The sequence below is a fragment of the Pseudomonas sp. MRSN 12121 genome (assembly GCF_000931465.1).
In the GTDB taxonomy this organism is placed as follows: Bacteria; Pseudomonadota; Gammaproteobacteria; order Pseudomonadales; family Pseudomonadaceae; genus Aquipseudomonas.
The window spans coordinates 4,980,971-5,005,667 of record NZ_CP010892.1 but is presented as its reverse complement, the minus strand read 5'-3'; the positions used below and the strand labels follow the sequence as shown (position 1 = coordinate 5,005,667).

The 24,697-nt window shown below is 50.7% G+C and carries 24 protein-coding genes; 21 read left to right on the top strand and 3 right to left on the bottom strand.

The genetic code is table 11. The features are described from left to right. The first annotated feature begins 21 nt into the window (after nucleotides 1-21). The 18 genes from TO66_RS22590 (at nucleotide 22) to TO66_RS22540 (ending at nucleotide 20,160) form a co-directional block, all read left to right on the top strand. A complete protein-coding gene (locus tag TO66_RS22590; RefSeq protein ID WP_044464350.1) occupies nucleotides 22-2,229 on the top strand; it encodes a bifunctional prephenate dehydrogenase/3-phosphoshikimate 1-carboxyvinyltransferase in 2,208 nt (735 codons plus the stop codon). Beyond that, nucleotides 2,226-2,915, top strand: a complete 690-nt coding sequence (gene cmk / locus TO66_RS22585) for a (d)CMP kinase (protein WP_044464349.1) — start codon at nucleotides 2,226-2,228, stop codon at nucleotides 2,913-2,915. The genes TO66_RS22590 and cmk overlap by 4 nt, the downstream gene beginning before the upstream one ends. 121 nt (nucleotides 2,916-3,036) lie before the next feature. After that, nucleotides 3,037-4,731 (top strand): 30S ribosomal protein S1, encoded by a 1,695-nt coding sequence (gene rpsA / locus TO66_RS22580; protein WP_044464348.1) that lies wholly within the window; start codon nucleotides 3,037-3,039, stop codon nucleotides 4,729-4,731. A gap of 199 nt (nucleotides 4,732-4,930) precedes the next feature. Then, nucleotides 4,931-5,212, top strand: a complete 282-nt coding sequence (locus TO66_RS22575) for a hypothetical protein (RefSeq protein WP_044464347.1) — start codon at nucleotides 4,931-4,933, stop codon at nucleotides 5,210-5,212. Between the two features lie 181 nt (nucleotides 5,213-5,393). Next, nucleotides 5,394-5,690: an integration host factor subunit beta gene (ihfB, locus tag TO66_RS22570; protein WP_044464346.1), complete on the top strand. Its 297-nt coding sequence runs from the start codon at nucleotides 5,394-5,396 to the stop codon at nucleotides 5,688-5,690. 18 nt (nucleotides 5,691-5,708) lie between these two features. Continuing rightward, on the top strand, nucleotides 5,709-5,942 hold the full coding sequence (locus TO66_RS32870; RefSeq protein WP_080925925.1) for a lipopolysaccharide assembly protein LapA domain-containing protein: 234 nt from the start codon (nucleotides 5,709-5,711) through the stop codon (nucleotides 5,940-5,942). Nucleotides 5,943-6,110: 168 nt separating this feature from the next. After that, a complete protein-coding gene (locus TO66_RS32865) occupies nucleotides 6,111-7,151 on the top strand; it encodes a Wzz/FepE/Etk N-terminal domain-containing protein (RefSeq protein WP_082061139.1) in 1,041 nt (346 codons plus the stop codon). Between the two features lie 292 nt (nucleotides 7,152-7,443). After that, on the top strand, nucleotides 7,444-8,709 hold the full coding sequence (locus TO66_RS33490) for a hypothetical protein (protein WP_148558629.1): 1,266 nt from the start codon (nucleotides 7,444-7,446) through the stop codon (nucleotides 8,707-8,709). A 2-nt stretch (nucleotides 8,710-8,711) separates the two neighbouring features. Further along, nucleotides 8,712-9,956: an oligosaccharide flippase family protein gene (locus tag TO66_RS32860; RefSeq protein ID WP_156162102.1), complete on the top strand. Its 1,245-nt coding sequence runs from the start codon at nucleotides 8,712-8,714 to the stop codon at nucleotides 9,954-9,956. Continuing rightward, entirely contained in the window at nucleotides 9,953-10,741 is a 789-nt protein-coding gene (locus TO66_RS32855; protein ID WP_080925928.1) for a glycosyltransferase family 2 protein, read from the top strand. Before TO66_RS32860 ends, TO66_RS32855 begins: the two co-directional genes overlap by 4 nt. Further along, a complete protein-coding gene (locus TO66_RS32850; protein WP_082061137.1) occupies nucleotides 10,738-11,826 on the top strand; it encodes a glycosyltransferase in 1,089 nt (362 codons plus the stop codon). The genes TO66_RS32855 and TO66_RS32850 overlap by 4 nt, the downstream gene beginning before the upstream one ends. A gap of 171 nt (nucleotides 11,827-11,997) precedes the next feature. Beyond that, nucleotides 11,998-13,119 carry a glycosyltransferase family 4 protein gene (locus TO66_RS22560; protein WP_044466136.1) on the top strand — a complete coding sequence of 374 codons (1,122 nt, stop codon included), beginning with the start codon at nucleotides 11,998-12,000 and terminating at the stop codon, nucleotides 13,117-13,119. A gap of 48 nt (nucleotides 13,120-13,167) precedes the next feature. Beyond that, on the top strand, nucleotides 13,168-14,145 hold the full coding sequence (locus TO66_RS32845; RefSeq protein WP_082061136.1) for an SDR family oxidoreductase: 978 nt from the start codon (nucleotides 13,168-13,170) through the stop codon (nucleotides 14,143-14,145). Beyond that, entirely contained in the window at nucleotides 14,142-15,158 is a 1,017-nt protein-coding gene (locus tag TO66_RS22555; RefSeq protein WP_044464344.1) for a glycosyltransferase family 4 protein, read from the top strand. Before TO66_RS32845 ends, TO66_RS22555 begins: the two co-directional genes overlap by 4 nt. Before the next feature lie 70 nt (nucleotides 15,159-15,228). Further along, nucleotides 15,229-17,223: a nucleoside-diphosphate sugar epimerase/dehydratase gene (locus tag TO66_RS22550; RefSeq protein ID WP_044464343.1), complete on the top strand. Its 1,995-nt coding sequence runs from the start codon at nucleotides 15,229-15,231 to the stop codon at nucleotides 17,221-17,223. 206 nt (nucleotides 17,224-17,429) lie between these two features. Next, nucleotides 17,430-18,587: an acyltransferase gene (locus TO66_RS32840; RefSeq protein ID WP_082061135.1), complete on the top strand. Its 1,158-nt coding sequence runs from the start codon at nucleotides 17,430-17,432 to the stop codon at nucleotides 18,585-18,587. Between the two features lie 218 nt (nucleotides 18,588-18,805). Then, nucleotides 18,806-19,138, top strand: coding sequence for a helix-hairpin-helix domain-containing protein (locus TO66_RS22545; RefSeq protein ID WP_044464342.1), 333 nt, complete (start codon nucleotides 18,806-18,808; stop codon nucleotides 19,136-19,138). Nucleotides 19,139-19,365: 227 nt separating this feature from the next. Then, complete coding sequence (locus TO66_RS22540; RefSeq protein WP_044464341.1) at nucleotides 19,366-20,160, top strand: SDR family oxidoreductase; 795 nt, start codon at nucleotides 19,366-19,368, stop codon at nucleotides 20,158-20,160. A 28-nt stretch (nucleotides 20,161-20,188) separates the two neighbouring features. On the opposite strand, the gene TO66_RS22535 is transcribed toward TO66_RS22540, so the two are convergent. Beyond that, nucleotides 20,189-20,755: a TetR/AcrR family transcriptional regulator gene (locus tag TO66_RS22535; RefSeq protein WP_044464340.1), complete on the bottom strand. Its 567-nt coding sequence runs from the start codon at nucleotides 20,753-20,755 to the stop codon at nucleotides 20,189-20,191. A gap of 184 nt (nucleotides 20,756-20,939) precedes the next feature. Here TO66_RS22535 and TO66_RS22530 point away from each other — a divergent pair, with 184 nt between their 5' ends. Continuing rightward, a complete protein-coding gene (locus tag TO66_RS22530) occupies nucleotides 20,940-21,593 on the top strand; it encodes a GntR family transcriptional regulator (protein WP_044464339.1) in 654 nt (217 codons plus the stop codon). Between the two features lie 14 nt (nucleotides 21,594-21,607). Then, entirely contained in the window at nucleotides 21,608-22,459 is an 852-nt protein-coding gene (locus TO66_RS22525; RefSeq protein WP_044464338.1) for a DUF1989 domain-containing protein, read from the top strand. A gap of 69 nt (nucleotides 22,460-22,528) precedes the next feature. Here the strand turns inward: TO66_RS22525 and TO66_RS32835 are convergent, their stop codons facing one another. Both TO66_RS32835 and eat read right to left on the bottom strand, forming a co-directional pair. Beyond that, nucleotides 22,529-22,696: a DUF2897 family protein gene (locus tag TO66_RS32835; protein ID WP_068801188.1), complete on the bottom strand. Its 168-nt coding sequence runs from the start codon at nucleotides 22,694-22,696 to the stop codon at nucleotides 22,529-22,531. A 184-nt stretch (nucleotides 22,697-22,880) separates the two neighbouring features. Beyond that, the gene (gene eat / locus TO66_RS22520; protein WP_044464337.1) at nucleotides 22,881-24,245 is read right to left on the bottom strand and encodes an ethanolamine permease; all 1,365 of its coding nucleotides are present in this window, start codon (nucleotides 24,243-24,245) and stop codon (nucleotides 22,881-22,883) included. A gap of 354 nt (nucleotides 24,246-24,599) precedes the next feature. Here eat and kdpF point away from each other — a divergent pair, with 354 nt between their 5' ends. Beyond that, entirely contained in the window at nucleotides 24,600-24,689 is a 90-nt protein-coding gene (gene kdpF / locus TO66_RS32830) for a K(+)-transporting ATPase subunit F (RefSeq protein WP_007899818.1), read from the top strand. Nucleotides 24,690-24,697: the final 8 nt, after the last annotated feature.

Below are 24,697 nucleotides of genomic sequence, written 5' to 3'. Positions count from 1 at the left end.
CCAATGCAACCTGCGGTGCCTATGATCGGTCGCCTGGTGGTGGTCGGTCTGGGGTTGATCGGCGGCTCCTTTGCCAAGGGGCTGCGTGAAACTGGTGTCTGTCGTGAAGTGGTTGGTGTGGATCTCGACCCGCAATCGCGCAAGCTGGCAGTCGAGTTGGGCGTGGTGGATCGTTGCGAGGAAGACCTGGCGCTCGCGTGCCGGGGCGCCGACGTGATCCAGCTGGCGGTGCCGATCCTGGCCATGGAAAAGCTGCTGGCGATTCTCGCTGGCATGGACCTGGGGCAGGCGATTCTGACAGACGTCGGCAGTGCCAAGGGCAATGTGGTGCGAGCCGCGACCGAGGCGTTTGGTGGAATGCCATCGCGTTTTGTCCCCGGGCATCCGATCGCCGGCTCCGAGCAGAGTGGGGTGGAAGCCTCCAATGGCCAATTGTTCCGGCGTCACAAGGTAATCCTGACGCCTCTGGAACAGACTGATCCGGCAGCCCTGGCGGTGGTCGACAGGCTCTGGCGCGAGCTGGGAGCCGATGTCGAGCACATGCAGGTCGAGCGTCACGATGAGGTATTGGCGGCGACCAGCCATCTGCCGCACCTGCTGGCGTTCGGCCTGGTCGATTCGTTGGCCAAGCGCAGTGAAAATCTGGACATCTTCCGTTACGCTGCGGGCGGTTTCCGCGATTTCACGAGAATCGCCGGCAGCGACCCGGTCATGTGGCACGACATCTTCCTCGCCAATCGCGAAGCTGTCCTGCGCACACTCGATACATTTCGCAACGACCTCGACGCTCTTCGCGACGCGGTCGATGCAGGGGACGGGCACCAGTTGTTGGGCGTATTCACTCGCGCCCGGGTGGCCCGCGAGCATTTCAGTAAAATCCTGGCCCGCCGGGCCTATGTGGACGCTATGAACTCCAATAACCTGATTTTCCTGGCAAACCCTGGTGGCCGCCTGAATGGGCGGATTCGTGTACCGGGCGACAAGTCGATTTCTCACCGTTCGATCATGCTCGGCTCCCTGGCCGAAGGTACTACCGAGGTCGAAGGTTTTCTCGAGGGCGAAGATGCCCTGGCGACGCTGCAGGCTTTCCGCGACATGGGCGTGGTGATCGAAGGTCCGCACCATGGTCGCGTGACCATTCACGGCGTTGGCCTGCATGGTCTGAAACCGGCTCCAGGGCCGATCTACCTGGGCAACTCCGGCACCTCGATGCGCCTGCTGTCCGGCCTGCTGGCCGCGCAGGATTTCGACAGCGTGCTGACGGGCGATGCCTCGTTGTCCAAGCGCCCGATGAATCGTGTGGCCAATCCGCTGCGAGAGATGGGGGCGGTGATTGAAACCGCCGCGGAAGGGCGTCCACCGATGACCATCCGTGGTGGTAACAAGCTCAAGGGGCTGACTTACACTATGCCAATGGCCAGTGCCCAGGTTAAGTCCTGCCTGCTGTTGGCTGGCTTGTACGCTGAGGGCAAGACCACAGTGACCGAGCCGGCGCCAACCCGTGACCACACCGAGCGCATGCTGCGTGGTTTCGGTTATTCGGTAGCGGTCGAGGGGGCCACGGCCTCGGTTGAGTCCGGTGGCAAGCTGCAGGCGACCCATATCGAGGTGCCCGCGGATATTTCCTCGGCGGCCTTCTTCTTGGTGGCGGCATCCATCGCCGAGGGTTCCGAGCTGGTGCTCGAGCATGTAGGTATCAACCCTACGCGTACCGGTGTCATCGACATCCTGCGTCTGATGGGGGCTGATATCAGCCTGGAGAATCAGCGCGAGGTCGGTGGCGAGCCAGTGGCGGACCTGCGGGTTCGCGCGGCGAAGCTCAAGGGTATCGAGATTCCGGAAGAGCTGGTCCCGCTGGCCATCGATGAGTTCCCGGTGCTGTTCGTCGCCGCGGCCTGTGCCGAGGGGCGTACTGTGCTGCGCGGCGCCGAAGAGCTGCGGGTCAAGGAGTCCGACCGCATCCAGGTGATGGCGGATGGTTTGTTGGCATTGGGCGTCAAGTGCGAGCCAACCCCGGACGGCATCATCATCGATGGCAGCCAGATCGGTGGCGGCGAAGTGCATGGGCATGGCGACCACCGTATCGCCATGGCCTTCAGTGTGGCTTCGTTGCGCGCCACGGCGCCAATTCGCATCCATGATTGCGCCAACGTCGCCACGTCCTTCCCGAACTTCCTCGCTCTGTGCGCGCAGGTCGGCATTCGCGTTGCGCAAGAGGCTCAGTCGTGAACATCAAGGCGCCAGTCATCACCATCGATGGGCCGAGCGGCTCGGGCAAAGGCACCATCGCCGGGATTCTGGCCAAGCGCCTGGGTTGGGGTCTGCTGGATTCCGGTGCCTTGTACCGGCTGCTGGCCTTTGCCGCGCGTAACCATGGGGTCGACCTGACCAACGAGGAGTCGCTGAAGCTGCTGGCGGCTCATCTGGATGTACAGTTTGTCGGCGCGACCGAAGGCCATCCGCAACGGATCATCCTGGAAGGTGACGATGTCACCGATGATCTGCGCAACGAGCAAGTAGGAGCCTGGGCTTCCCAGGTCGCCGCCTTGCCGGCAGTGCGTGATGCCTTGTTGCAGCGCCAGCGCGCATTTCAGGAGCCTCCGGGGTTGGTGGCCGATGGGCGTGATATGGGAACAGTGGTGTTTCCTGACGCTCCCTTGAAGATATTCCTCACTGCCAGTGCCGAGGAGCGTGCGCGTCGCCGATACTTGCAGTTGAAGGGAAAAGTCGATGGTGTTAGTCTGTCGAGTCTGCTAGATGAGATTCGTGCGCGCGATGAGCGTGACACCCAGCGAGCGGTTGCCCCACTCAAGCCGGCGGTCGACGCTATACAGCTGGATTCCACGGAGTTGTCCATCGAGCAGGTGCTGGAACGCATCTTGAGCGAGATCGCCATACGCGATATCGCCGGATGATCAAGGAAGGGCGCAGGGGACCAGTCATAGTCCTGCGGTCTTTCTTTTATATGAACGTAACCCACATTGTCTGGGATGTGGCAGATGGGCGTATTCTTCGCCCTTATCAACAGGAATTAAAATGAGCGAAAGCTTTGCGGAACTCTTTGAAGAAAGCCTGAAAACCCTGAACCTTCAGGCAGGCTCCATCATCACCGGCGTTATCGTCGACATCGATTACCAAGCGCGTTGGGTAACCGTTCACGCTGGTCTGAAATCTGAAGCGCTTATCCCGCTTGAGCAGTTCTACAACGATGCTGGCGACCTGTCCATCAATGTTGGTGATGAAGTTCACGTTGCTCTGGACTCGGTTGAAGATGGCTTCGGTGAAACCAAGCTGTCCCGTGAAAAAGCCAAGCGCGCTGAATGCTGGATCGTTCTGGAAGCAGCCTTCGCAGCCGAAGAAGTGGTCAAGGGCGTTATCAACGGTAAGGTTAAAGGCGGCTTCACTGTCGACGTTAACGGCATCCGTGCGTTCCTGCCAGGTTCTCTGGTTGACGTCCGTCCAGTGCGCGACACCACGCACCTGGAAGGCAAAGAGCTCGAGTTTAAAGTCATCAAACTCGACCAGAAGCGCAACAACGTTGTCGTTTCCCGCCGTAGCGTCCTCGAAGCCGAGAACTCCGCCGAGCGTGAAGCTCTGCTGGAATCCCTGCAGGAAGGTCAGCAAGTCAAAGGTATCGTCAAGAACCTCACCGATTACGGCGCATTCGTCGATCTGGGTGGCGTCGATGGCCTGCTGCACATCACCGACATGGCTTGGAAGCGCATCAAGCATCCTTCCGAAATCGTCAACGTTGGCGACGAGATCGATGTCAAGGTTCTGAAGTACGATCGCGAGCGCAATCGTGTTTCCCTGGGCCTCAAGCAACTGGGCGAAGACCCATGGGTTGCTATCAAAGCCCGCTACCCAGAAAGCACTCGCGTTACCGCTCGTGTAACCAACCTGACCGACTACGGTTGCTTCGCTGAGCTGGAAGAAGGCGTTGAAGGCCTGGTGCACGTTTCGGAAATGGACTGGACCAACAAGAACATCCATCCTTCGAAAGTCGTACAAGTCGGCGACGAAGTGGAAGTTATGGTTCTGGACATCGACGAAGAGCGTCGTCGTATCTCCCTGGGCATCAAGCAGTGCAAGTCCAACCCATGGGAAGACTTCTCTGGCCAGTTCAACAAGGGCGACAAGATCTCCGGCACCATCAAGTCGATCACCGATTTCGGTATCTTCATCGGCCTGGACGGCGGCATCGACGGTCTGGTTCACCTGTCCGACATCTCCTGGAACGAAGTGGGCGAAGAAGCTGTACGCCGCTTCAAGAAGGGCGACGAGCTGGACACCGTTATCCTGTCGGTTGACCCAGAGCGTGAGCGTATCTCCCTGGGTATCAAGCAACTGGAAAGCGATCCGTTCTCCGAGTACGTTCAAGAGAACGACAAAGGTGCAATCGTTAAGGGTGTTGTAAAAGAAGTTGATGCCAAAGGCGCCATCATCACCCTGGCCAACGATATCGAAGCTACTCTGAAAGCCTCCGAAATCAGCCGTGATCGCATCGAAGATGCTCGTAACGTCCTGAAAGAAGGCGAAGAAGTAGAAGCCAAGATCATCAGCGTTGACCGTAAGAGCCGTGTAATCCAGCTCTCGATCAAGTCGAAAGACGTTGAAGACGAGAAAGAAGCTATCCAGAGCCTGCGCGACAAGCCAGCTGCTTCGGATATCGCTGCTGGTCCTACCACTCTCGGTGACCTGCTGCGTGCGCAAATGGAAAAGCAGAACTAAGTTCTGTCAGACCATAGAAAAGGGCGACTTCGGTCGCCCTTTTTTGTGCCTGCGATTTAGGATCGCCTTGCCTGTATCAAGGGGGAAACCAACAAGGCTATTCGGATGTCTATTTTCTTAGGCAGATCAATAACCTATTCCGAGCTAGGCTTGTATGGGCTGGATAAAGGTGAGGCAGTTGCGTGACATAAGGAAGTAGATGAAAAATCTCATCGTGGTATTCGCTGTTCTGATCTTGGCGGGCTGTGCAACCAATGCCAAAACCCATGTGGTTCGTGGCGTCAGTGGCATCGAGATCGACTGCTCCGGCCTTGGGGCTGAATGGGCCAAGTGCTACAAGCGCGCTGAGCGTGAATGCGGAGGTGAGGGCTATAAGGTCATCACCAGGTCCAGTGATGCGAAGGATGAAGAGGGCGACTATCCCTTTGGCTGGAATCCGGCGGGATACCTTACGCGGACCATGCTTGTCATATGTGGTTAGTAGAATGGCGTCTCGAAGGGCAAAATGCTGCAGGGTTTTTGTTTGCGGGTCGTTGAATACCTTTGTTTCTGGTGTTCGGGCAAGGTAGGAGATAAGTCATTGTGCGGGCTGTTCAAAACCTCCTGGTCGTGCTAAAACCTTTGAGGCGCTTATCTAGCTGCTTGAAAAAGAAGGGAAAAATATGACGAAGTCGGAGTTGATCGAACGAATTGTCACCCATCAAGGGCTACTCTCATCCAAGGATGTGGAGCTGGCCATCAAGACCATGCTCGAGCAAATGTCCCAATGCCTGGCAACCGGGGATCGTATTGAGATCCGGGGGTTCGGCAGCTTTTCCTTGCACTATCGTGCTCCGCGTGTAGGTCGCAATCCTAAAACCGGTCAGTCTGTCAGCTTGGATGGTAAGTTCGTTCCGCATTTCAAGCCGGGTAAAGAGCTTCGAGATCGTGTGAATGAGGAAGAGGATAATGTCCTATAGATTTGAAGGGAGCCAGGAATGTCTATACTTGGTCGTATAGGGGGAGCGGTTTGTATTCTTTTTTTGGTAGGAGTAGTGCTGTCGTTTGTTTTGGAGAATCAACAGCCGGCGAGCTTATTGCTTTTTGGTTGGGCAACTTCGCCGCTTCCTATCTCTATCTATATTGGTGGCGCTCTGCTTACCGGTATGTTTGTTGGCCCTATTATCACTTGGCTGAGAAGTATTTCTTTTAGAAAGAAAAATCCTCGATGATGAAATGTCATATGATCGTGATTTTATAGTGAGAAGTGCACATGCTTGAGTGCTATGCTAACTCGTGATCGCTTGGTATTTATTCTTCTACCCTAATAGTAGGGGAAGCTTAAGTGAATTGCTGTATCGCTTCGGTGATGCTTCGTATCGGAGAAGGGCAACTAGAATATGCAAAATCGCTCTGCGGAGTCTCCTAATAATTCGGATGTAGATTTCCAAGCATTGGTATATTCGTTCTGGTATCACAAGTGGCTTATCTTAATTATTGTTTCTCTATCAACGTTGGCTGCTGCTCTATATGCCTTTACGGCTAGGCCGATTTATGAAGCCAAGATTTTTTTGTTGGCTCCTACGGTAAATGATATATCTGCAATTAACTACGGTCGTACGCAGGATTCTGGTTTGGAACCTTTAAAGGCTGATGCTATTTATAAGGTTTTTTTACAAGCACTCAGCTCTGAAGCTCTTCGACAGGTTTTTTTTAATACGATTTATTTGCCTTCGGTTACTGATGATGCGCGTAAAATTTCTCAGGGTGAATTATATCAACGTCTTTCTAAGAGCCTGTTGGTAGAGCTTCCGACAAAGGACGGTGGTGACCAAGCTATCGTTACTGTGCAAAGTGCTGATCCTGAGCAGGCATTGAGCTGGGCTCAAGATTATGTTGATCGAGCTTCTACCATGGCGAAGGCAGAAATATATAAAGATGTATCAAGCGAAAATACCATCCGTGCGCGTAATCTTTTTCACAGGATTGAATCTCTGCGTGAAGTCAGTCGGAAGCTCCGAGAGGACTCGATAACTAAGTTGCAAGAAGCCTTGCGCATAGCTGAGGCTGTTGGCCTGGAAAACTCGCCAATTATCATGCGTAACTCTGGTGTTGAAGTGGCTGGTGATGTAGATGGTCAAGCTCTCTATATGCGAGGGACAAAAGCACTTAAAGCAGAAATAGAAAATTTAAAACGTCGTGAATCTGATGATCCGTTTTCTATAGATCTGCGTAGGCTTGAATCTAGCTATGACTTTTATAAAGAGTTGGAGTCATATAGAGCTGATATTTCGGTCTATAGACAAGACGGACTCGCACGGTATCCCGATTCACCGATAAAGCCGAAGAGAATGCTAATATTAAGCTTGGGTCTAATATTAGGCTTGATGATGGGTGGAGCGGTCTCTCTTGTCCTTTATTTTTTTGGTAAAAAGCGCTAGGTCCCCTGCTCTCTCTCAATCTTCTGAGAATTCACATGTCGCCGAAAGGCGACATGGTGCTTCTGCAGCGCAAATCTGCATGATTGGATTGCGATCAGGCGCAGAATAAGGCTTCATCATGCATAGTTTTTGTCACGAAAGGGACCTGATAGCCGTCCCTAAATAGTATAATCGCGGCGAATGAGGTTGAGGCTGGCTAGTGGAGTAGTTCTCATCGTCTAGCAGAAACTATTTATATATCCAATAGTAATAAAAGTGAGTTTAATGTTTAGCATGGTAGTAGGTTCAATTCATGCGTTCGATACAAACTGAAGGGGTTAAGATGAGTAAAAAAATAATACCTTTTTATATTGTATTGTTTTCCTGCGTATTAGTTGTTTTGGGCGATCTAAGAAATATTATTACTCCTGCAGGTTATTGGGGGTTGTGGGGGGGCGTGCTCTGTATGGGGTGCTTGTCCTCTGGCTGGAAGCGCTTGAAGATAGACTGGGCATTAATTGGTGTTCTGCTCGGTTTTACTATTTTGATTTTATCTCTTTTGCTTATTAGTTTAACTAACTCTGATGAATACACGGCTTATCAGGCTTCAAAATATTTTGCCATAGCCATGATAACCGTTGTGATTTTTAAAAGTTCGCAGGCTTTGAATGAGGAGCAGTTTTATCGTATCTCAATGATTGTTACATTGGTTGGGTTGTTCTTTTTTTTATTATGTAAGTATTTTTTAATTGAGTACTATGTTTTGCTTGGTGATGGTCGGCAGGGAAGCATGTTTGCGTTTCCGGGCGTACTCTGGAAGACGAGTGCATTTTTTGTATCTTTTATAATTGCTAGAGTTTTTACTCTTCCGTTTTTTAAGTCTTTTCCAGCATCACTTTTAATATTGGCCTCAATATATCTTTTGTTGGCTGACTCGAGTCGTACTGGCTTTTTATGGTTCTCTGTAATAATTGCTGTATTTGCTTTTTTGCAGTTTTTAATTAGCACGAATCGTTTTGTGGTTTTGGCATCTGTAGCCGTCATGTTTATTAGCGTGCTAGTTGCCTTTAACTCAGATGCGATATATGAAATTGTTACCGGTGATTCGTTCTTGGTGATAAATAGACTGTTCGAAGGTGACCCTATTCGAGAAAAGATGCTAAATGACGGTGTTGTAAATGCAGATGTGTGTCTTCCTCTTGGGTGCGGTTTTGGAAGCTCCACGTCATTGGTCGATGGTGCACCAATGGTTGTTCATAATACCTACTTAGCAATTCTGGGAGATCTTGGTGTGCTCGGAGGCGGTGGCCTTTTGATGATTTTAATCTCTCCGATTCTTCTTTTCCTTTCTCGGGAGTGGAGAGCTGTTGGTAGACATACGTCCAATATATATTTTAGAGCAGCCGCTTGCCTTGGTGTTTTATGTTTTTGTTTTGTTTTGTTGTTCCATCCTCTAAGTTCGGAGATGTCTGAGTGGGGGTACTGGGCAATCATGTTGTCTTGGTCGTCCAGTTTATCAAGGTTTAAGCTGTATAAAGAAATTAATAATTTTCATGGTTTTGAATCACAGAGAGCTTAATCTTGACGCGATTGCTAAAAAATATGGGGCTGCTTTTCTTTGTGCAGCTTTGTGGATACTTGATTCCCATACTTGAAATTCCCGTATTGGCACGTGCCTTAGGGGTTCAGGAGTATGGGAAGGTTGTGCTTATCCAGTCAGTGGCTCTACTGACTTCCTTGGTTGTGGAGTATGGTTTCTCATTAAGTGGGTCGCGACAAGTAGCAATCTCTCGAGATGATAAAAGTGTTCTTGCGCGTATATTTGGCGAAGTTCTTTCTGCAAAACTATTAATTTTTTCTATTGTAGCGGTATTAGGGTTTTTTATTTTTGTGGTGAAGGGGAATTCCTTTCATGACAGTAATTTGGTTCTAATGGGGTTCCTGTACTTTGTAGCTTTTGGTTTTAGTCCATTCTGGTTTTTTCAGGGGCTAGAAAGAATTACCCTGGTTGTAGTTGTAGAAGTTTCTTTGCGTTTTACCAGCTTGCTATTTTTGTATATGTTTATCCATGGGGAGCAAGATGCACTATTAGCTTTTGGTATTATGTCGGGGTTTGGTCTGTTAAATACCATTGTTGGTAACGTTGTATGTGTTTGCAAGGTCGGAAAATTTTCTCTGAGTCTTTCTGGTGGCTTGCAACAGATAAAAATAGGGTTTCATGTTTTTGTATATAAAAGCTCGAACAATATACTTATGAGTGCTGGGCCGTCTCTAGTTGGTTTAACCTCTGGACATGTAGCTGTAGCATCCTATGTGCCAGCAGAAAAGATAATTCGCGGGTTTGTGAGTTTTGTGAATCCGATCTTAATTGGGTTTTATCCTTATCTGAATCGACAATTTCAGGTTTCACAAGTCAATACCATAAGATTATCCTGGATGATCGTAATTGGAATGCTATTCTCTGGTGTTTTTGCAGCGGGATTAATATATTTTGTCGGCGACTTCCTAATCTTCAAGGTTTTGGGGGCGGGGTTTACTGCGGCGAGCGAGATTTTGAAAGTCTTTGTTTGGGTTATACCATTCAGATTGGCTAACCAAGCATTGGGGCTGTGTATGTTGATTCCTATGGGGAGAGATAAGGCCACCAGTTTCCTCATGATGCTCTCGTCTGTAATATCTATGCTGTTAGCGGCGCTGTTATCCATTTGGTATGGTGTTGCCGGAGTGGTATCGGCGTTTGTTCTTGTTGAAGCTTTTTTGTTTATTGCATTAATTATTTTCGTTTTGGGTGACAGAGATAAAAAACGGAAGATGGAGGGAGTATGATAACAATTTTGACTCCGACCTATAATCGTGAGACTACCTTGCCACGATTGTATGAAAGTCTTTGTGCTCAAACACACAAGGATTTTGAGTGGGTAATTGTTGACGATGGAAGTCAGGATGAAACGCAGCGCCTGTTGCTTGAGTATTCTAATATTGCGCCGTTTAAAGTTCATGTTTGTTATCAACCGAATGGCGGAAAACATGTCGCCCTTAATTTAGGTGTTCGCAAGGCTGATACCCCATGGATTTTCATCGTAGATAGTGATGACTCTCTCGTGCCTAATGCAGTCGAGTGCGTGAGTGATGCTATCTCTACATTCAGAGAAGCAAACGTTGTTGGTTTTTGCTACCGCAAAGCATATTTTGATATGCGGACTGTGGGGCGAAACATTGAAGATTCTAACTTTCCGCTGGTCATGAGCCCGACGGAGGCTGGGCATTATTTTAAAGGAGACCTTGCATATGTTTTTAAAACTGAGGTTATGCTGAGGCACCCTTTTCCTGTAGTTCCTGAAGAAAGATTTGTACCAGAGCTATACATTTGGAATAAAATTGGAGATGAAGGGGAAATTTACTTTTTTGGAAACACCACTCTTTATCTCTGTGATTATCTTGAAGATGGTTACTCCAAAAATTTTTCCTCTAATTTGAGGCGGAATCCCAAAGGATTTCTGACCTTTTACTGGGCGCAAATTTTTCGAGAAAATGATTTTCGATATAAGTTAAAATTTTTGATTCGCTCCATACAATGCTATTTTTATACGTTGTTTAAAAGGTTTTCATGAAAATATTATTTTTCATTACCAGTTTGGATGTTGGCGGTGCAGAGCGCCAGGTTTTAGATCTGGCCCAACGTCTTGAGTCTCAACAACATGAGATTTTGATAGCTTACCTGACTGGTACGGCTAAATTATTACCTAAAGATAGCTCGCTTAAAACAATTGGCTTTCATGCTGCCAAATCGCCAAAAAGTCTAGTGGAAAGTTTTTTTCTTTTACGGGATACCATCAAGAGTTTTAAACCAGATGTGGTTCATAGTCATATGGTTCATGCCAATCTTCTGGCTCGCTTGGTGAGATTGACTATTCACATTCCGCGACTTATTTGTACCGCACATAGTACAAATGAAGGCGGGGGGATGAGAATGTTCGCCTACCGGTTTACCAATTTCTTAGCTGATGCAACCACGAATGTGAGTCAAGGGGCTGTTAAAGAGTTTGAGGCCAGGAAAGCTGTTAAACCTGGGACCATGTTAATGGTTCCAAATGGAATAGATACTGACAGGTTCAGTTTTAGTGAGGATTCGCGGCAGAAGGTAAGAGGCAGAGAAGGTGTTTCTGCTGATCAAAAAATAATTCTTGCAGTGGGAAGGTTTACCGAGGCCAAGAACTATCCAAGCTTACTCCATGCATTTGCCTCTGTGCTTAAGAGTGATTCAGCCCTAAAGCTTTGGATTGTTGGCGATGGGGTATTGAGAGAAGCCTTGTTAGCTCTTACTGAAGTATTGGGCATTTCTCAGGAGGTCACATTCTTCGGTGTTAGAGAGGATGTCGCGGATTTTTATAGCGCTGCTGACGTCTATGTTCTTTCTTCGTCGTGGGAAGGTTTTGGTCTTGTCGTTGCTGAAGCGATGGCGGCAGAGAGAGTCGTTGTTGCTTCCGATTGCGGTGGAGTAAAGGAGGTTCTAGGGAATGAAGGAGTTTTGGTCCGTCCCGGAAGTTCGGATGACTTGGCTGTTGCAATAAGGTCTGCTTTGGATATCGATCCAGTATCAGCAGCAGCAATGGGGCGACGAGCAAGACAAAGAATTCTTGATAAATACTCTCTTGACACAGTTGTTAGAAGATGGGTTGAGCTATACCGTACCTGAGTTGTTACTGGTAGACGGAGCGGTATCGCTCCGTGAGAGTTGGCATGGTATCTTGCGTCGATGGCTCTATTTAAGAGCTTTGAGTTTCGTGCAGGGGCGTTGGTGGAACGAGCTGCAGATGATGGATAAGTCCTTTACGCGCCGCCAGGGCTTTGTTGAATGTTGGGTCACATGAAAATAGCACTAGTTGGAACGACCGCTGCTTGCGTCCTTGGATTTCGCGCTGATTTGATCGGCGCTTTGGTGAAGGAAGGGCATCAAGTATTTGCTTTTGCTCTTGATTATTGTGCAGATACGCGGAGAAAGGTCCGTCAGCTTGGAGCTGAACCGGTTGATTATGTGTTTAGCAGGGCAGGGTTGAATCCATTAGGTGACTTGATAAATACTTATAAGTTATCGAAAATTTTAAAGAAAATTGCGCCTGATATTGTATTTAGTTATTTTGCAAAACCGGTAATTTTTGGAACTCTAGCAGCTGTATTCGCAGGGGTAGAGCGCCGCTTAGCAATGCTCGAAGGCTTGGGGTATGTATTTACAGAACAGCCTGGTGGCGCCTCGATTAAGGTCAAGCTCCTGCGAAAGGTGCAAGTATTTCTCTACAAAATTTCCTTTCCTTTTCTTGAACGTTTGATTTTTCTGAATAAAGACGATCGAATTGATTTGGTAGAAAATAACAGAATAAAAGTATCTGATATTAGTGTGCTTGGAGGGATTGGGCTAAAACTCTCGGATTATCCTTATAGTACTCCCCCAGTAGATCCTGTGAGCTTTATATTTGTTGGAAGACTATTGGCTGAAAAAGGAGTCAATGAGTTTGTCGAGGCGGCCCGCTTAGTCAAAAAAAAATGTGACAGTGCTAAATTTATTATGCTAGGTGGTCTCGATGAAAGTAATCCAGGAGGGTTGACTGCGGAAGCCGTCCATACTTTGGTAAAAGAAGGATTGGTCGACCATCGTGGCCATGTCGAGGATGTTGTTGGTTGGTTGAAAGATTCAAGTGTGTTTGTTTTACCTTCTTACCGAGAAGGTGTCCCTAGAAGTACTCAGGAAGCAATGGCTGTAGGGCGTGCAGTCATTACAACCGATGTTCCTGGTTGTAGAGATACAGTGGTACATGGTGTGAATGGTTTCATAGTGCCGCCATGGTCAGCAGAGGACTTGGCTGAAAAAATGATGTTTTTTATTGATAATCCTGAGCAAATACAAATGATGGGGCTACAAAGTCATAGAATGGCTCAGCAGGATTTTGATGCCGTTGTGGTCAACGAGCGATTGATGAGCTACTTCATGTGATTTTGTGAGAGAATTAAAGTTCTGCACTATCGTAGTATCGGTGGACGAATGGAAAGCGTAAATAAAAAAATACTATTGACTGGGGCAACGGGATTTGTTGGCGGAGCAGTCCTACGCTACCTGTGCCGCCATCCAGAGTATAGTGTACGTGCAGTGACACGGAAGCCGGCAGCTTTTTCAAGTGAAGTCTCTGAATCGGTATCGCTCGGTGATTTGAGCCCATCGCAGTCTTGGGAGCAGGCACTCAAAGATATCGATGTAGTAATCCATTCTGCAGCTCGTGTGCATGTTATGAACGAGCAAGCTTCGGATCCTCTGTCTGAATTTCGAAAAGTAAATGTTGCAGGCACATTGAATCTTGCGGCTCAATCTGCTATGGCTGGCGTCAAGCGATTCATATTTATAAGCTCGATAAAAGTTAACGGTGAAGAAACCACACTTGGAACTAAATATACGGCTGATGGAACAGTGCATCCAGTTGATGGATATGGGATTTCTAAGGCTGAGGCTGAACAAGGTCTACTAAAAATTTCTGCAGAGACAGGAATGGAAGTAGTTATTATTAGGCCGGTCTTGGTGTACGGTGTTGGCGTCAAGGCGAACTTTATGAATATGATGAAGCTTGTTGAAAAGGGGATTCCCCTCCCGCTTTCATCTGTTAAAAATAAGAGAAGCTTTGTTGCGCTAGATAATCTTGTTGACTTTATCAGCGTTTGTATAAGTCACCCACGCGCAGCTAACCAGATTTTTTTGGTCAGCGATGGTGAAGATTTATCCACGCCAGAGTTATTAAAGAAAATAGCAAAAGCATTTGGGAAAAATATAAATCTTTTACCTTTCCCTGTTAGCCTTTTGAGAGTAGCTGCGCGTCTCGTGGGCAAGGAAAATATAACTAATCGTCTCTGCGGTTCGCTTGAGGTTGATATCAGCAAGAATCGCGAGCTTTTAGACTGGACTCCGCCTATGACTGTTGATAATGCATTACTTGAAGCAGTCAGGCATTATCTAGGAAGCCGTAATCAATGAGCGTCTGGTTTGTATTGCCTATTATTTTTCTGTGCGCTCTTTTTCTGACGGCTAAGCTCCGTAGTTATGCACTATCGCACAGTCTAATCGACGTACCGAATGATCGTAGTTCGCATGTGATCCCCACACCGAGAGGTGGAGGAGTAGCTATCGTAGTGAGCTTTATTTTGTTTCTACCCTTTCTCGCTTTCGAGAATATTTTACCTTGGGAGCATGTCCTTGGTTTTCTCGGTGCGGGCGCGGGTATAGCGATTCTCGGCTTTCTGGATGATCACGGTCATATCGCTGCGCGATGGAGGTTATTGGGGCATTTTGCGGCGGCTTTTTGGGCAATGTATTGGGTGGCAGGTCTGCCTGCTCTGTCCATACTGGGGCTGCAAATAGATTTTGGTATATTCGGTTACATTGTTGCTGCGTTGTATCTTGTCTGGATGTTGAATTTATATAACTTCATGGATGGCATTGACGGCATTGCAAGCATTGAGGCTGTTACAGCGTGTGTTGGCGCAGCGCTGCTTTATTGGGTTAGTGGTTTTCATAATTTGATCTGGGCTCCCCTATTGCTTGCCTTTGCTGTATTGGGATTTCTTTATTGGAACTTTCCGCCCGCGCGAATCTTCATGGGAGACGCCGGCAGCGGCTTCTTGGGGATCATGTTGGGTGTTTTTTCACTGACAGCGGCATCAGCGCATGCCGATTTTTTCTGGGCGTGGTTGATCCTGCTTGGAGTATTTATCGTTGACGCTACTGTTACCTTGATACGGCGGCTGTTTAGAGGCGAGAAAGTTTATGAGGCGCACCGCAGTCATGCGTATCAATTTGCGTCGCGCAAATGGGGCAAGCATCGGCCGGTCTCATTGACTGTTGGGGCTATCAACATCCTATGGCTACTTCCCTTGGCTTTCTGTGTGACAGCGGGTTATCTAGATGGGTTTGCAGCACTACTGATTGCGTATATCCCCTTGGTAATGATTGCGATTAAATACAAAGCGGGGATGCTGGAGTCTCGTTAATGATATTTACTACACTTAAAATTAAGTTTCTGCTGGTCGGTAATAGGTGAACAAGGTGTCCGGAGGAGTCATGGATAGATTGAGAGCGTTTCTTCTGGGGCTGCCCCGTCGCCAGAAGCGACTACTTCAAGTCCTTACCGACATATTGTTGGTTTGGGGGGCATTGTGGATGGCGTTTGTGGTTCGTCTGGGGCTTGATGAGATCATTAACCCGCTGACAGATCATACGTGGTTGTTTCTGAGTGCTCCTATTATTTCCATTCCTTTGTTTATACGCTTTGGTATGTATAGAGCAGTTATGCGCTATTTTGGCAACGATGCGTTGATTGCCATTGTTAAGGCCGTAACATTCTCCGCGTTGATACTAGGCGTTGTAGTTTATTGGTATAGCAACCACCAAAATGTGATTCCTCGCTCGATAATTTTCAACTACTGGTGGTTGAGCCTGATGATGCTGGGTGGTTTACGCTTGGCCATGCGTCAGTACTTCGTTGGAGATTGGTTTGCTGCAGTTCAGCATGTTCCATTTACAAATAGGGATAATGGGCTACCTCGGGTAGCCATCTATGGTGCTGGAGCTGCAGGTAACCAGCTTGTTGCAGCGTTACGTATGGGGCGCGTTATGCGTCCGGTGGCATTCATTGATGATGACAATGGAATTTCCGATCGAGTCATTTCGGGACTCCAGGTTTATAAACCAAAACATATTCAACAGATGATCGACGCTACCGGGGCTCAAGAAATTCTGTTGGCGATTCCCTCGTCAAATCGGGCTCGCCGTCGGGAGATATTAGGATTCCTGGAAGGGTTTCCTTTGCATGTGCGTAGCGTTCCAGGTTTCATGGATTTGGCAAGCGGACGTGTAAAAGTCGATGATATTCAAGAGGTGGACATCGCAGATTTGCTCGGTCGCGACGCCGTCCCTGCTCAGGCGGAGCTACTTGAGCATTGTATTAAAGATCAAGCGGTTCTGGTGACTGGAGCTGGGGGGTCTATAGGCTCAGAGCTTTGTCGTCAAATACTTGTGCAGCGGCCTAAAGTCCTATTACTGTTCGAGCATAGTGAGTTTAATCTTTACAGTATTTTATCAGAGCTGGAGCAGCGTATTGCTCGTGAGTCATTATCGGTTAAGGTTTTACCGATACTAGGATCTGTCCGAGATCAGGAAAAACTCCGCGATGTAATGAGAACATGGCATGTAAATACTGTTTATCATGCTGCAGCCTACAAACATGTACCGATGGTGGAGCATAATATAGCGGAAGGTGTGCTGAACAATGTCATGGGTACGCTTAATACTGCTCAAGCTGCGCTTCAAGTTGGGGTCTCAAATTTTGTATTAATTTCCACTGATAAAGCTGTTCGTCCTACCAATGTAATGGGTAGTACTAAACGTCTTTCAGAGCTTACGCTCCAGGCATTAAGCCAAGAGCTGGCACCAGTTCTCTTTGGGGACAGTTCTGGCGTTTCGCAAGTCAATAAAACTCGTTTTACCATGGTGCGGTTCGGGAATGTTTTAGGATCTTCTGGCTCAGTAATTCCGTTGTTCCATAAGCAAATCAAGTCGGGGGGGCCCCTGACTGTTACCCATCCAAAGATCACTCGGTATTTCATGACCATTCCCGAAGCGGCTCAATTAGTGATCCAGGCTGGATCGATGGGCCAAGGCGGGGATGTTTTTGTGCTGGACATGGGGGAGCCAGTGAGGATCGTGGAGCTAGCTGAGAAGATGATCCATTTATCAGGCTTGAGTGTACGCTCAGAGAGAAATCCCCATGGTGATATAGCTATTGAATTTACCGGGCTCCGTCCAGGTGAAAAGCTTTATGAAGAGTTATTGATTGGAGACAATGTCGCGGCTACCCAACATCCAATGATCATGTGTGCTAATGAAGATCATCTGCCATGGGCGCTTCTTAAGCTAAAACTGGCTGAATTGCTAAATGCTGTGCAGCAGGATGATTATTCTCGCGTCCGTCAATTATTGCGCGATACTGTAAGCGGTTATACCCCAGATGGTGAGATCGTTGACTGGATATATCAGCAACGGCGACTTGATCCTTAACTCTAAGGGCTACGTTCAGTCTCTTGATACTTTACTCTTGACTCTGATCGTAGCCCTATTGTTTACATGCATCAATTGCAGGTCCTTCGCTGGCCTACTTTTATTTTGACTTGGTTTTCTGTGGCTTTTGACGTGGCCAAAGAACTCGCGATTCGAAGTTTTTAGGTTGGTGTGCTGTTAATGTATTATATGAGTAATCTAAAATAATGAAAGCTGAATATTCATTTGAGGTTATTGCTATCACATTGGCAATTGTGATGGTGTTTGTGTTGTTTTCAACGCTATTTAAGGAAAAAATTGAAAGCGCAGAAGTACCTCATGCATATAAGTTTATAAATGGAATGCGTGGGTTGGCTGCAATATTCGTTTTTATTAACCACGCCCCCTTTGTATTGGCTAACTTAGGCGTGCAAAATACAGTGTTTTCTTCTTGGGGGCAGTTGTATCCTAACTTAGGGTCTTTTGGGGTTCAAATATTTTTTTGCATAACTGGTTTTCTGTTCTTTGATAAAATAATCAAGAATGAAAAAATTGACTGGGTTGAGTTTTTTATTGCAAGGATAAAAAGAGTCGCGCCACTTTATTATGTGTCCTCGCTTTTGGTTTTTATTATTGCAGCATCTTTCGCAGGTTTTAATATCTTAGAAAAGGATTCGTTGATTACTGTAGCTGGCTTGTTGTCTTTCAATTTTATAGACAATCCAATGCGGATTGGTGATGTATCTCTTGTCCCATTAAGCTCAGTTACCTGGACACTTATCCATGAGTGGAGATTCTATGCCGTTTTGCCGTTGGTAGCTATTTGCTATAGATCGAAATATAAAGTATTAATTATGGTTGTTGCCATGATGTTGGCTGCTGTGGATCTTGGCTACTCGGTCAATGTTTGTTGGGCGTATTTTCTATCTGGTATCGTAGCGGCTATTGTGCACAAAACTGCTGTAACGAATAAACTAGTGAAGGGTATGGCCGTAGTGGTAGCGGCAGTGGCATTTGTTATTACTTGTGGGGTGGTTGAGGTTCCAGGCTACGGTGCCCTTAGATTTATGTTAACGACTGTATTCTTTCTGTGTATTACCATCTCGAATCCTTCGTTTTTGCACTTCCAGTTTTTAAATCGAATGAGTGATATTAGTTATAGTATATATCTGCTTCATTTGCCGATCTTGTTTCTTTGCTTTAAAGCCGTTTCTGGTGTTGTTGAACTCTCTAGTGTGGATAAGTTTACGTTTTGGGCGATAAACTTTTCTACGATACCTCTAATAGTCTTGGTTTCCACATTTACTTTTATAAATATTGAGAAAAGGTTCATGAGGAAAACAAAGATTCAGCGGGCGGAGGTTGGTTTGGTTCGGAGTGCTTAACTTGATTTGGGGTGGTTTAAACTGGATAAGATAGGCGCCTGATAGCTAATGGTAAAACTCGTTGTGGGGGCTGTTTCAAGATTTCAACAATAAGTTTGTTGTTGTTTGTTGCACATAATCTGAAACTTATACTTTTTTGACAGGGTGGCTCCATGATCTAGTTTTTGGGTAGCAGCTTTGGAAGTTGCTGTTATTCTTAAACTTCATGGAGTACTACTATGCGTATCGCTTATTTCTCCTCTCTGGTCTTCGCCCTGATGACCAGCCTTTCTCCCATCACCCATGCAGCTCCTGTGGTCAGCACCGAGGTCAAGACGCCGGTGGTGGCGCAAACAGTCCCGTCGGAGCAGGCGGGCAAAATCGATCTGAACACCGCCGATGCTGCGGTCTTGCAGCGTGAGTTGTCCGGCGTGGGGGCGGTCAAGGCGCAGGCGATCGTCAAGTATCGTGAGAGCAACGGTCCTTTCGCTTCGGTCGACGAACTGCTTGAGGTCAAGGGCATCGGCAAGGCGATCCTGGAAAGCAATCGTGAAAAGTTGAAGGTCAACTGACGCTTCAATCCGTCCACAAGGCCGATCAATGATCGGCCTTGTCTTTTGCGCTGGTGGTGTGTGGACCCACCATTCTTCACAGGATTGCTCCATTCAATTTTGCCTATCGTATCGATAAAATTATAATCGTAATATTTTATTGAATTATGACTATAATCAAATCGCTTCCCGGGCATCGCATCCATTCCTTGCCTTTCACTTCCCAAGCATTTCTCTGGAGAGCTGTCATGAATTCGATTTCGTCCAAAGGCGTTGCGCTTATTACCGGTGCTTCATCGGGTATCGGTGCGGTCTACGCCGAGCGGCTGGCTGCGCGTGGTTACAACCTGCTGCTGGTCGCACGCGATGAGCAGCGCCTGCAAAGCGCTGCCGCTCGGTTGCGCGCCGAGTACAAGGTGGAGGTTGAGGTACTGAAGGCCGATTTGACGCTCAAGGCGGATGTGCTGAAGGTTGAACAGCGTGTGCGTTCCGACGCGAACATCACCCTGTTGTTGAACAACGCCGGTGTTGCGGCTGATGGCAGCCTGGCTGTTGCCGATGCTGATCAGCTGGACTCCCTGATCCAGCTCAATGTGGTTGCGCTTACACGTCTGGCCGCGGCGGCGGCTGCCAGCTTTTCGGCGGCGGGCCGGGGGGCGATTGTCAATATCGCCTCGGTGGTGGCGCTGATTCCCGAGCGCTTCAACGCTACCTATAGCGCGACCAAGGCGTATGTCTTGAGTCTCACCCAATCGCTCGCTGCGGAACTGGGCGGCAAAGGTGTGCAGGTTCAGGCGGTATTGCCCGGCGTGACTCGTACCGAGATCTGGGAGCGCGCCGGCATCGATGCCCAGGGTATTCCTGCGGAAATGATCATGGCGGCCACGGAAATGGTGGATGCGGCCCTGGCCGGTTTTGACCAGGGGGAATTGATCACCATTCCTTCATTGCCTGACTCGGCGGATTGGGACGCCTTCGTCGCTGCGCGCCTTGCCCTTGCGCCGAACCTGTCGAGAAGCAGCGCTGCGGCTCGTTACAAATAGCTGCGCCGAAGCAGGAGAGGGTGGCCGATCACTCCGGCTGCCCATCCTGTTTTTTCAGATGCTCGCGGGTGACTTCCAGTACCCGTCTGGCCAGGTCCGGGTTCTCGACGCTGCGAGACAGCACCAGGGCTCCGACCAGGGTCGAGAGGATCACCAGGCTCTGGTCGGCGGCGTTTTCTTCTTCGAGATTTGCTTCTACCTGCGCGAGCCGCGCATTGAGCACGGCGTCGGTCGTGGGGCTGGCTTGTCCGCGAAGGCCCAGTTCCGAACACATGGTAGGCAGCGGGCAACCCTGGCCGGGGGAGGTCTGGTGCCATTCCGACAGGTAGCTGTCGATAAACGCGTGCAGTGGCCGCTCCTGCGCAAACAGTGTGGCGCAATGGGCATCGAGTTCTGCGGCTGCGGCTTGCAGGGCTTTCTCGACCAGCTCGTCCTTGGATTTGAAATGCGAATAGAAGCCGCCATGGGTCAGGCCCAGGGCCTTCATCAGCGGTTGCAGGCCTGTGGCGCCGATACCGTCGCGTCGGAAGCGCTCGGCGGCTTCCTTGATGATGCGTTGATGGGTCTGGGCCTTATGGTCTTGCGAGTAACGCATCGGAAAAATCTCCACAACTAGGGGGCCATCTTACCCAAGGTTGCCGGCAGGGTGGCGGCCCTTTTAACCCTCGAAACCTCATCCCTCCCAGCAAGTCGCGGCTTGGTCGGTGCTTTGCGGCTATTGGCATGAATAGTGGTTACTGAATATCAAAAGATTGTTCAACAATCGCAAGGCGATACTCATGAGCGACGCATTGTCCCTGGCCGACCAGATAACCCTCGAATTGCGTGCCGATATCATCGGTGGCCGCTTGCTGCCGGGCATGGCCCTGGTGGAGGGCGAGCTGGTATCCGCCTACAACGCCTCGCGCAACACCATCCGCGAAGCGTTGCATCGCCTGGGGCAGGAAGGCCTGGCCCGTTATGCGCGTAACAAGGGGGTCACGGTGCGCAGGTTGGGGACGGATGAGGTCCGTGATCTGTTTCAGGTGCGTCGTACCCTGGAATTACAGGCTATCGCTTGCAGCAAACCGCTGCGCGAATACCAGTCCGATCGGATGCTCGAGGCTATCGAGGCCAGCGAACTCGCTCGCGAGCGGGAGGACTGGCGCTCGGTGGGTACCCATAGCCTGGCTTTTCATCAACACATCGTCGGGTTGATGCGCAGCCCCTTGTTCGATGAGTTTTTCACCAACGTCGTGGCACAGATGCGCCTGGTGTTTTGTGCCGCTCCGGACGAACAGCGTTTCCAAGCGCCCTGGCTGGCACGGGACCGACAGATCCACGATTTGCTCGCCGAAGGCGACAAGCATGCGGCCGCAGAAGCCCTGTCGGTCTACCTGGACGATTCCGAGCGCGCGCTGCTCGACCTGCTCAGTCATTCCTGCCATCACTGATCGAGGGTTCCAACATGTACAAGAACTATCCCGCGGCTTACCAGGTCAGCAAAGGCTCGGCCCTGCAGGTGGACACAGCCTTTTATGAGCGGATCCGCGACAGCAGGCAGCAACGGGTGCTGATCGAGCAATTCGAAGTGCCGATCCGCACGGGCCGCGCCTGGCACGTGCCGGCAGGGCATGTATTCCGTGTCACCACGCCGGCTGGCCCGCAGGTCGGCGACTTCAACGTCTGGAATGCCAACGATCCGCGCGAGCGCCTGTGGGCGGCGCGGACCCGGCAATTGCAAGGCGCGCATGTCAGCACCCATGACCGGTTGTGGTCGAACCTGCCGTTCCTGCGGCCGCTGGTAACCATCACCGATGACAGCCTGGCCGACTATGGCATCGACGAACATGGTGGGCGCCTGCACGATCTGCTCGGCACGCGTTGCGACCCCTATGTGAACCGGATGCTCACAGGGGAGGATTTCCATCACCACTGCCATTCCAACCTGACGCGCGCGGTCTTGCCCCATGGCCTGACTGAGTTCGACGTGCACGATGTCTTGAACATTTTCCAATGCACCGGGCTGAATCAGGACGACATGTACTTCATGAAGGCCTGCCCCGCGCAGCAGGGTGATTACCTGGAGTTCTTTGCCGAAATCGACCTGTTGTGCGCGCTATCGACTTGCCCCGGCGGGGATCTGTCGTTGCCCATGTGGGGCCCGGATGCTCAGGATCCACTCAGTGTCTGTCGCCCGTTGGGCGTGGAGATCTACCGCCTCGACGAGGCATTGCTCGAAGGCTGGAGCCAGCCCGAGCGAGCGGCCTACAAGGGCCAGCATGGCCTGCATATCGCCAAGGCGGCGTGGGAGAAATAGCCGGAGTTCGCGACAATAAAAAGCCCCACCATCCGGGCGATGGCGGGGCTCTTCGATCCGGCGAATTGCTCAGCGGTCCTGCGCGTCCTTGGCGTCGGCTTCAGCGTTGCGTTCGGCAACGCGCTTGCGTTGCTCTTCAGTCAGTTCCACCTTGCTGGCGGTGTCGCGCAGCATCATCAAGCCGCCAACGATCGAGCCTATTGCAACAACCAGAATCAACCAGGCATACCAGGGCATAGGGTTCTCCTTGAGGGCATACCGGCGGGCGAGGAGTTTCGCCCGTCAAGTTGCCGTACCACTTCGAGTGACAGCGTTTCGCAGTGGTTCCATTGTAGGCCCGGATGGCCTGGCTGGCCTCTTCCGCATCACCTCCCACGGGCGCCGCATCCGCAGAAGCGCGGAGGGCGATGCCCGGCTCCGCTCAGTTCCCGGTCAACATCGCGTCGGCTGGTGCATCGGCGCGCGATTGCGCGGTCAGTTGGAAGTAGACGAAACCGACAGCCATGAACCCGAGGAAGATCAGGCCGATCAGCCCGTTGAACCAGGCCATGGCTACCAGGCAGACCACCGCCAGTGCCAAAGCGATGGCCGGCACCAGCGGATAACCCGGTGCACGGAAGGTGCGCTCCAGGTGCGGCTCGGTCTTACGCAGCTTGAACAGGCTGAGCATGCTCATGATGTACATCACGATGGCGCCGAATACGGCCATGGTGATCATCGCCGCGGTCAGGGTCATGCCGCCCAGGTTGATCAACCCGTCGCTGTAGATGGCGGCGATGCCGATCAGGCCGCCGGCGATGATGGCGCGGTGTGGCGTCTGGAAGCGCGACAGCCTGGCCAGCGATGCCGGCAGATAACCGGCGCGGGCGAGGGCGAAGAACTGTCGCGAGTAGCCAAGAATGATGCCGTGGAAACTCGCCACCAGGCCGAACAGGCCGATCCACACCAGCATATGCAGCCAGCCGGAGTTGTCCCCGACCACGGCTTTCATCGCCTGGGGCAATGGGTCGTTGATATTCGCCAGGGTGCGCCAGTCGCCCACGCCGCCGGCGAAGAACATCACGCCCATGGCCAGCAGCACCAGGGTCAGGATGCCGCTGATGTAGGCCCTGGGGATGGTGCGTTTCGGGTCCTTGGCTTCCTCGGCGGCCATGGCCGCCCCTTCGATGGCGAGGAAGAACCAGATGGCGAAGGGGATCGCCGCGAACATCCCGGCAATCGCCGGCGCGCCGAAGCTATCCGAGCCTGCCCAGCCGTTGAGGGCGAACTGGCTGAAGCTGAAGGCCGGGGCGACCACGCCCATGAACACCAGCAGCTCGATCACCGCCAGCACGCAGACCACCAGTTCGAAGGTCGCGGCCAGTTTGACCCCGAGGATGTTCAGCCCCATGAACACGATATAGGCGCCGACGGCCGCGTGTTTCGGGTCCAGGGCCGGGAATTGCACATTCAGGTAGGCGCCGATCGCCAGCGCGATGGCCGGTGGGGCGAAGACGAACTCGATCAGGGTCGCCAGCCCGGCAATCAGCCCGCCTTTCTCACCGAAAGCCCGGCGGCTGTAGGCAAAGGGCCCGCCGGCATGGGGAATGGCGGTGGTCAGCTCGGTGAAACTGAAGATGAAGCAGCTGTACATCGTCGCGACCAGCAGCGAGGTCAGCAGAAAGCCCAGGGTGCCGGCGACACCCCAGCCGTAGCTCCAGCCGAAGTACTCGCCGGAGATCACCAGCCCGACTGCGATCCCCCATAAATGCAGTGTGCCCAGCGTGGGTTTGAGTTGTGTGTTCATGCATGGCTCCCGAAGCGGAATGAAGGGCTCGGGCTGCTCATTGCAGCGCCCATGCCAGGGCACAGAAGAGTGTCGTAAAACGCTTAATGCGGGCGTATCGATGACGTTTACCGCTAGTTGATCATTCAAAAGCGCCACGCCAGGGCGCAGTGCGCATCGAAACGGAGCGTCAGGATTGGTGAGCGCGCCACCCGCGCCTGCTATCAGTGCAGGTCTTGTCGCGTTGTAAACCCCGCGTAAAGCCATTCTTTACGCTTTCTTTATGCCCCGCCCGGACCCTCGCCCTCGTTCCTTTACAGCCTCCCTGCGGACAATGCCTGACACGCGGCGACTGCCGTACGACGGAGAGATTCCATGAGTGTTCTGGACGGGGTGTCCCTGCTGTTGGCAGTGGGGCTGTTCATTTATCTGCTGGTTGCGCTGTTGCGCGCGGATCGGAACTAGGAGCGGCT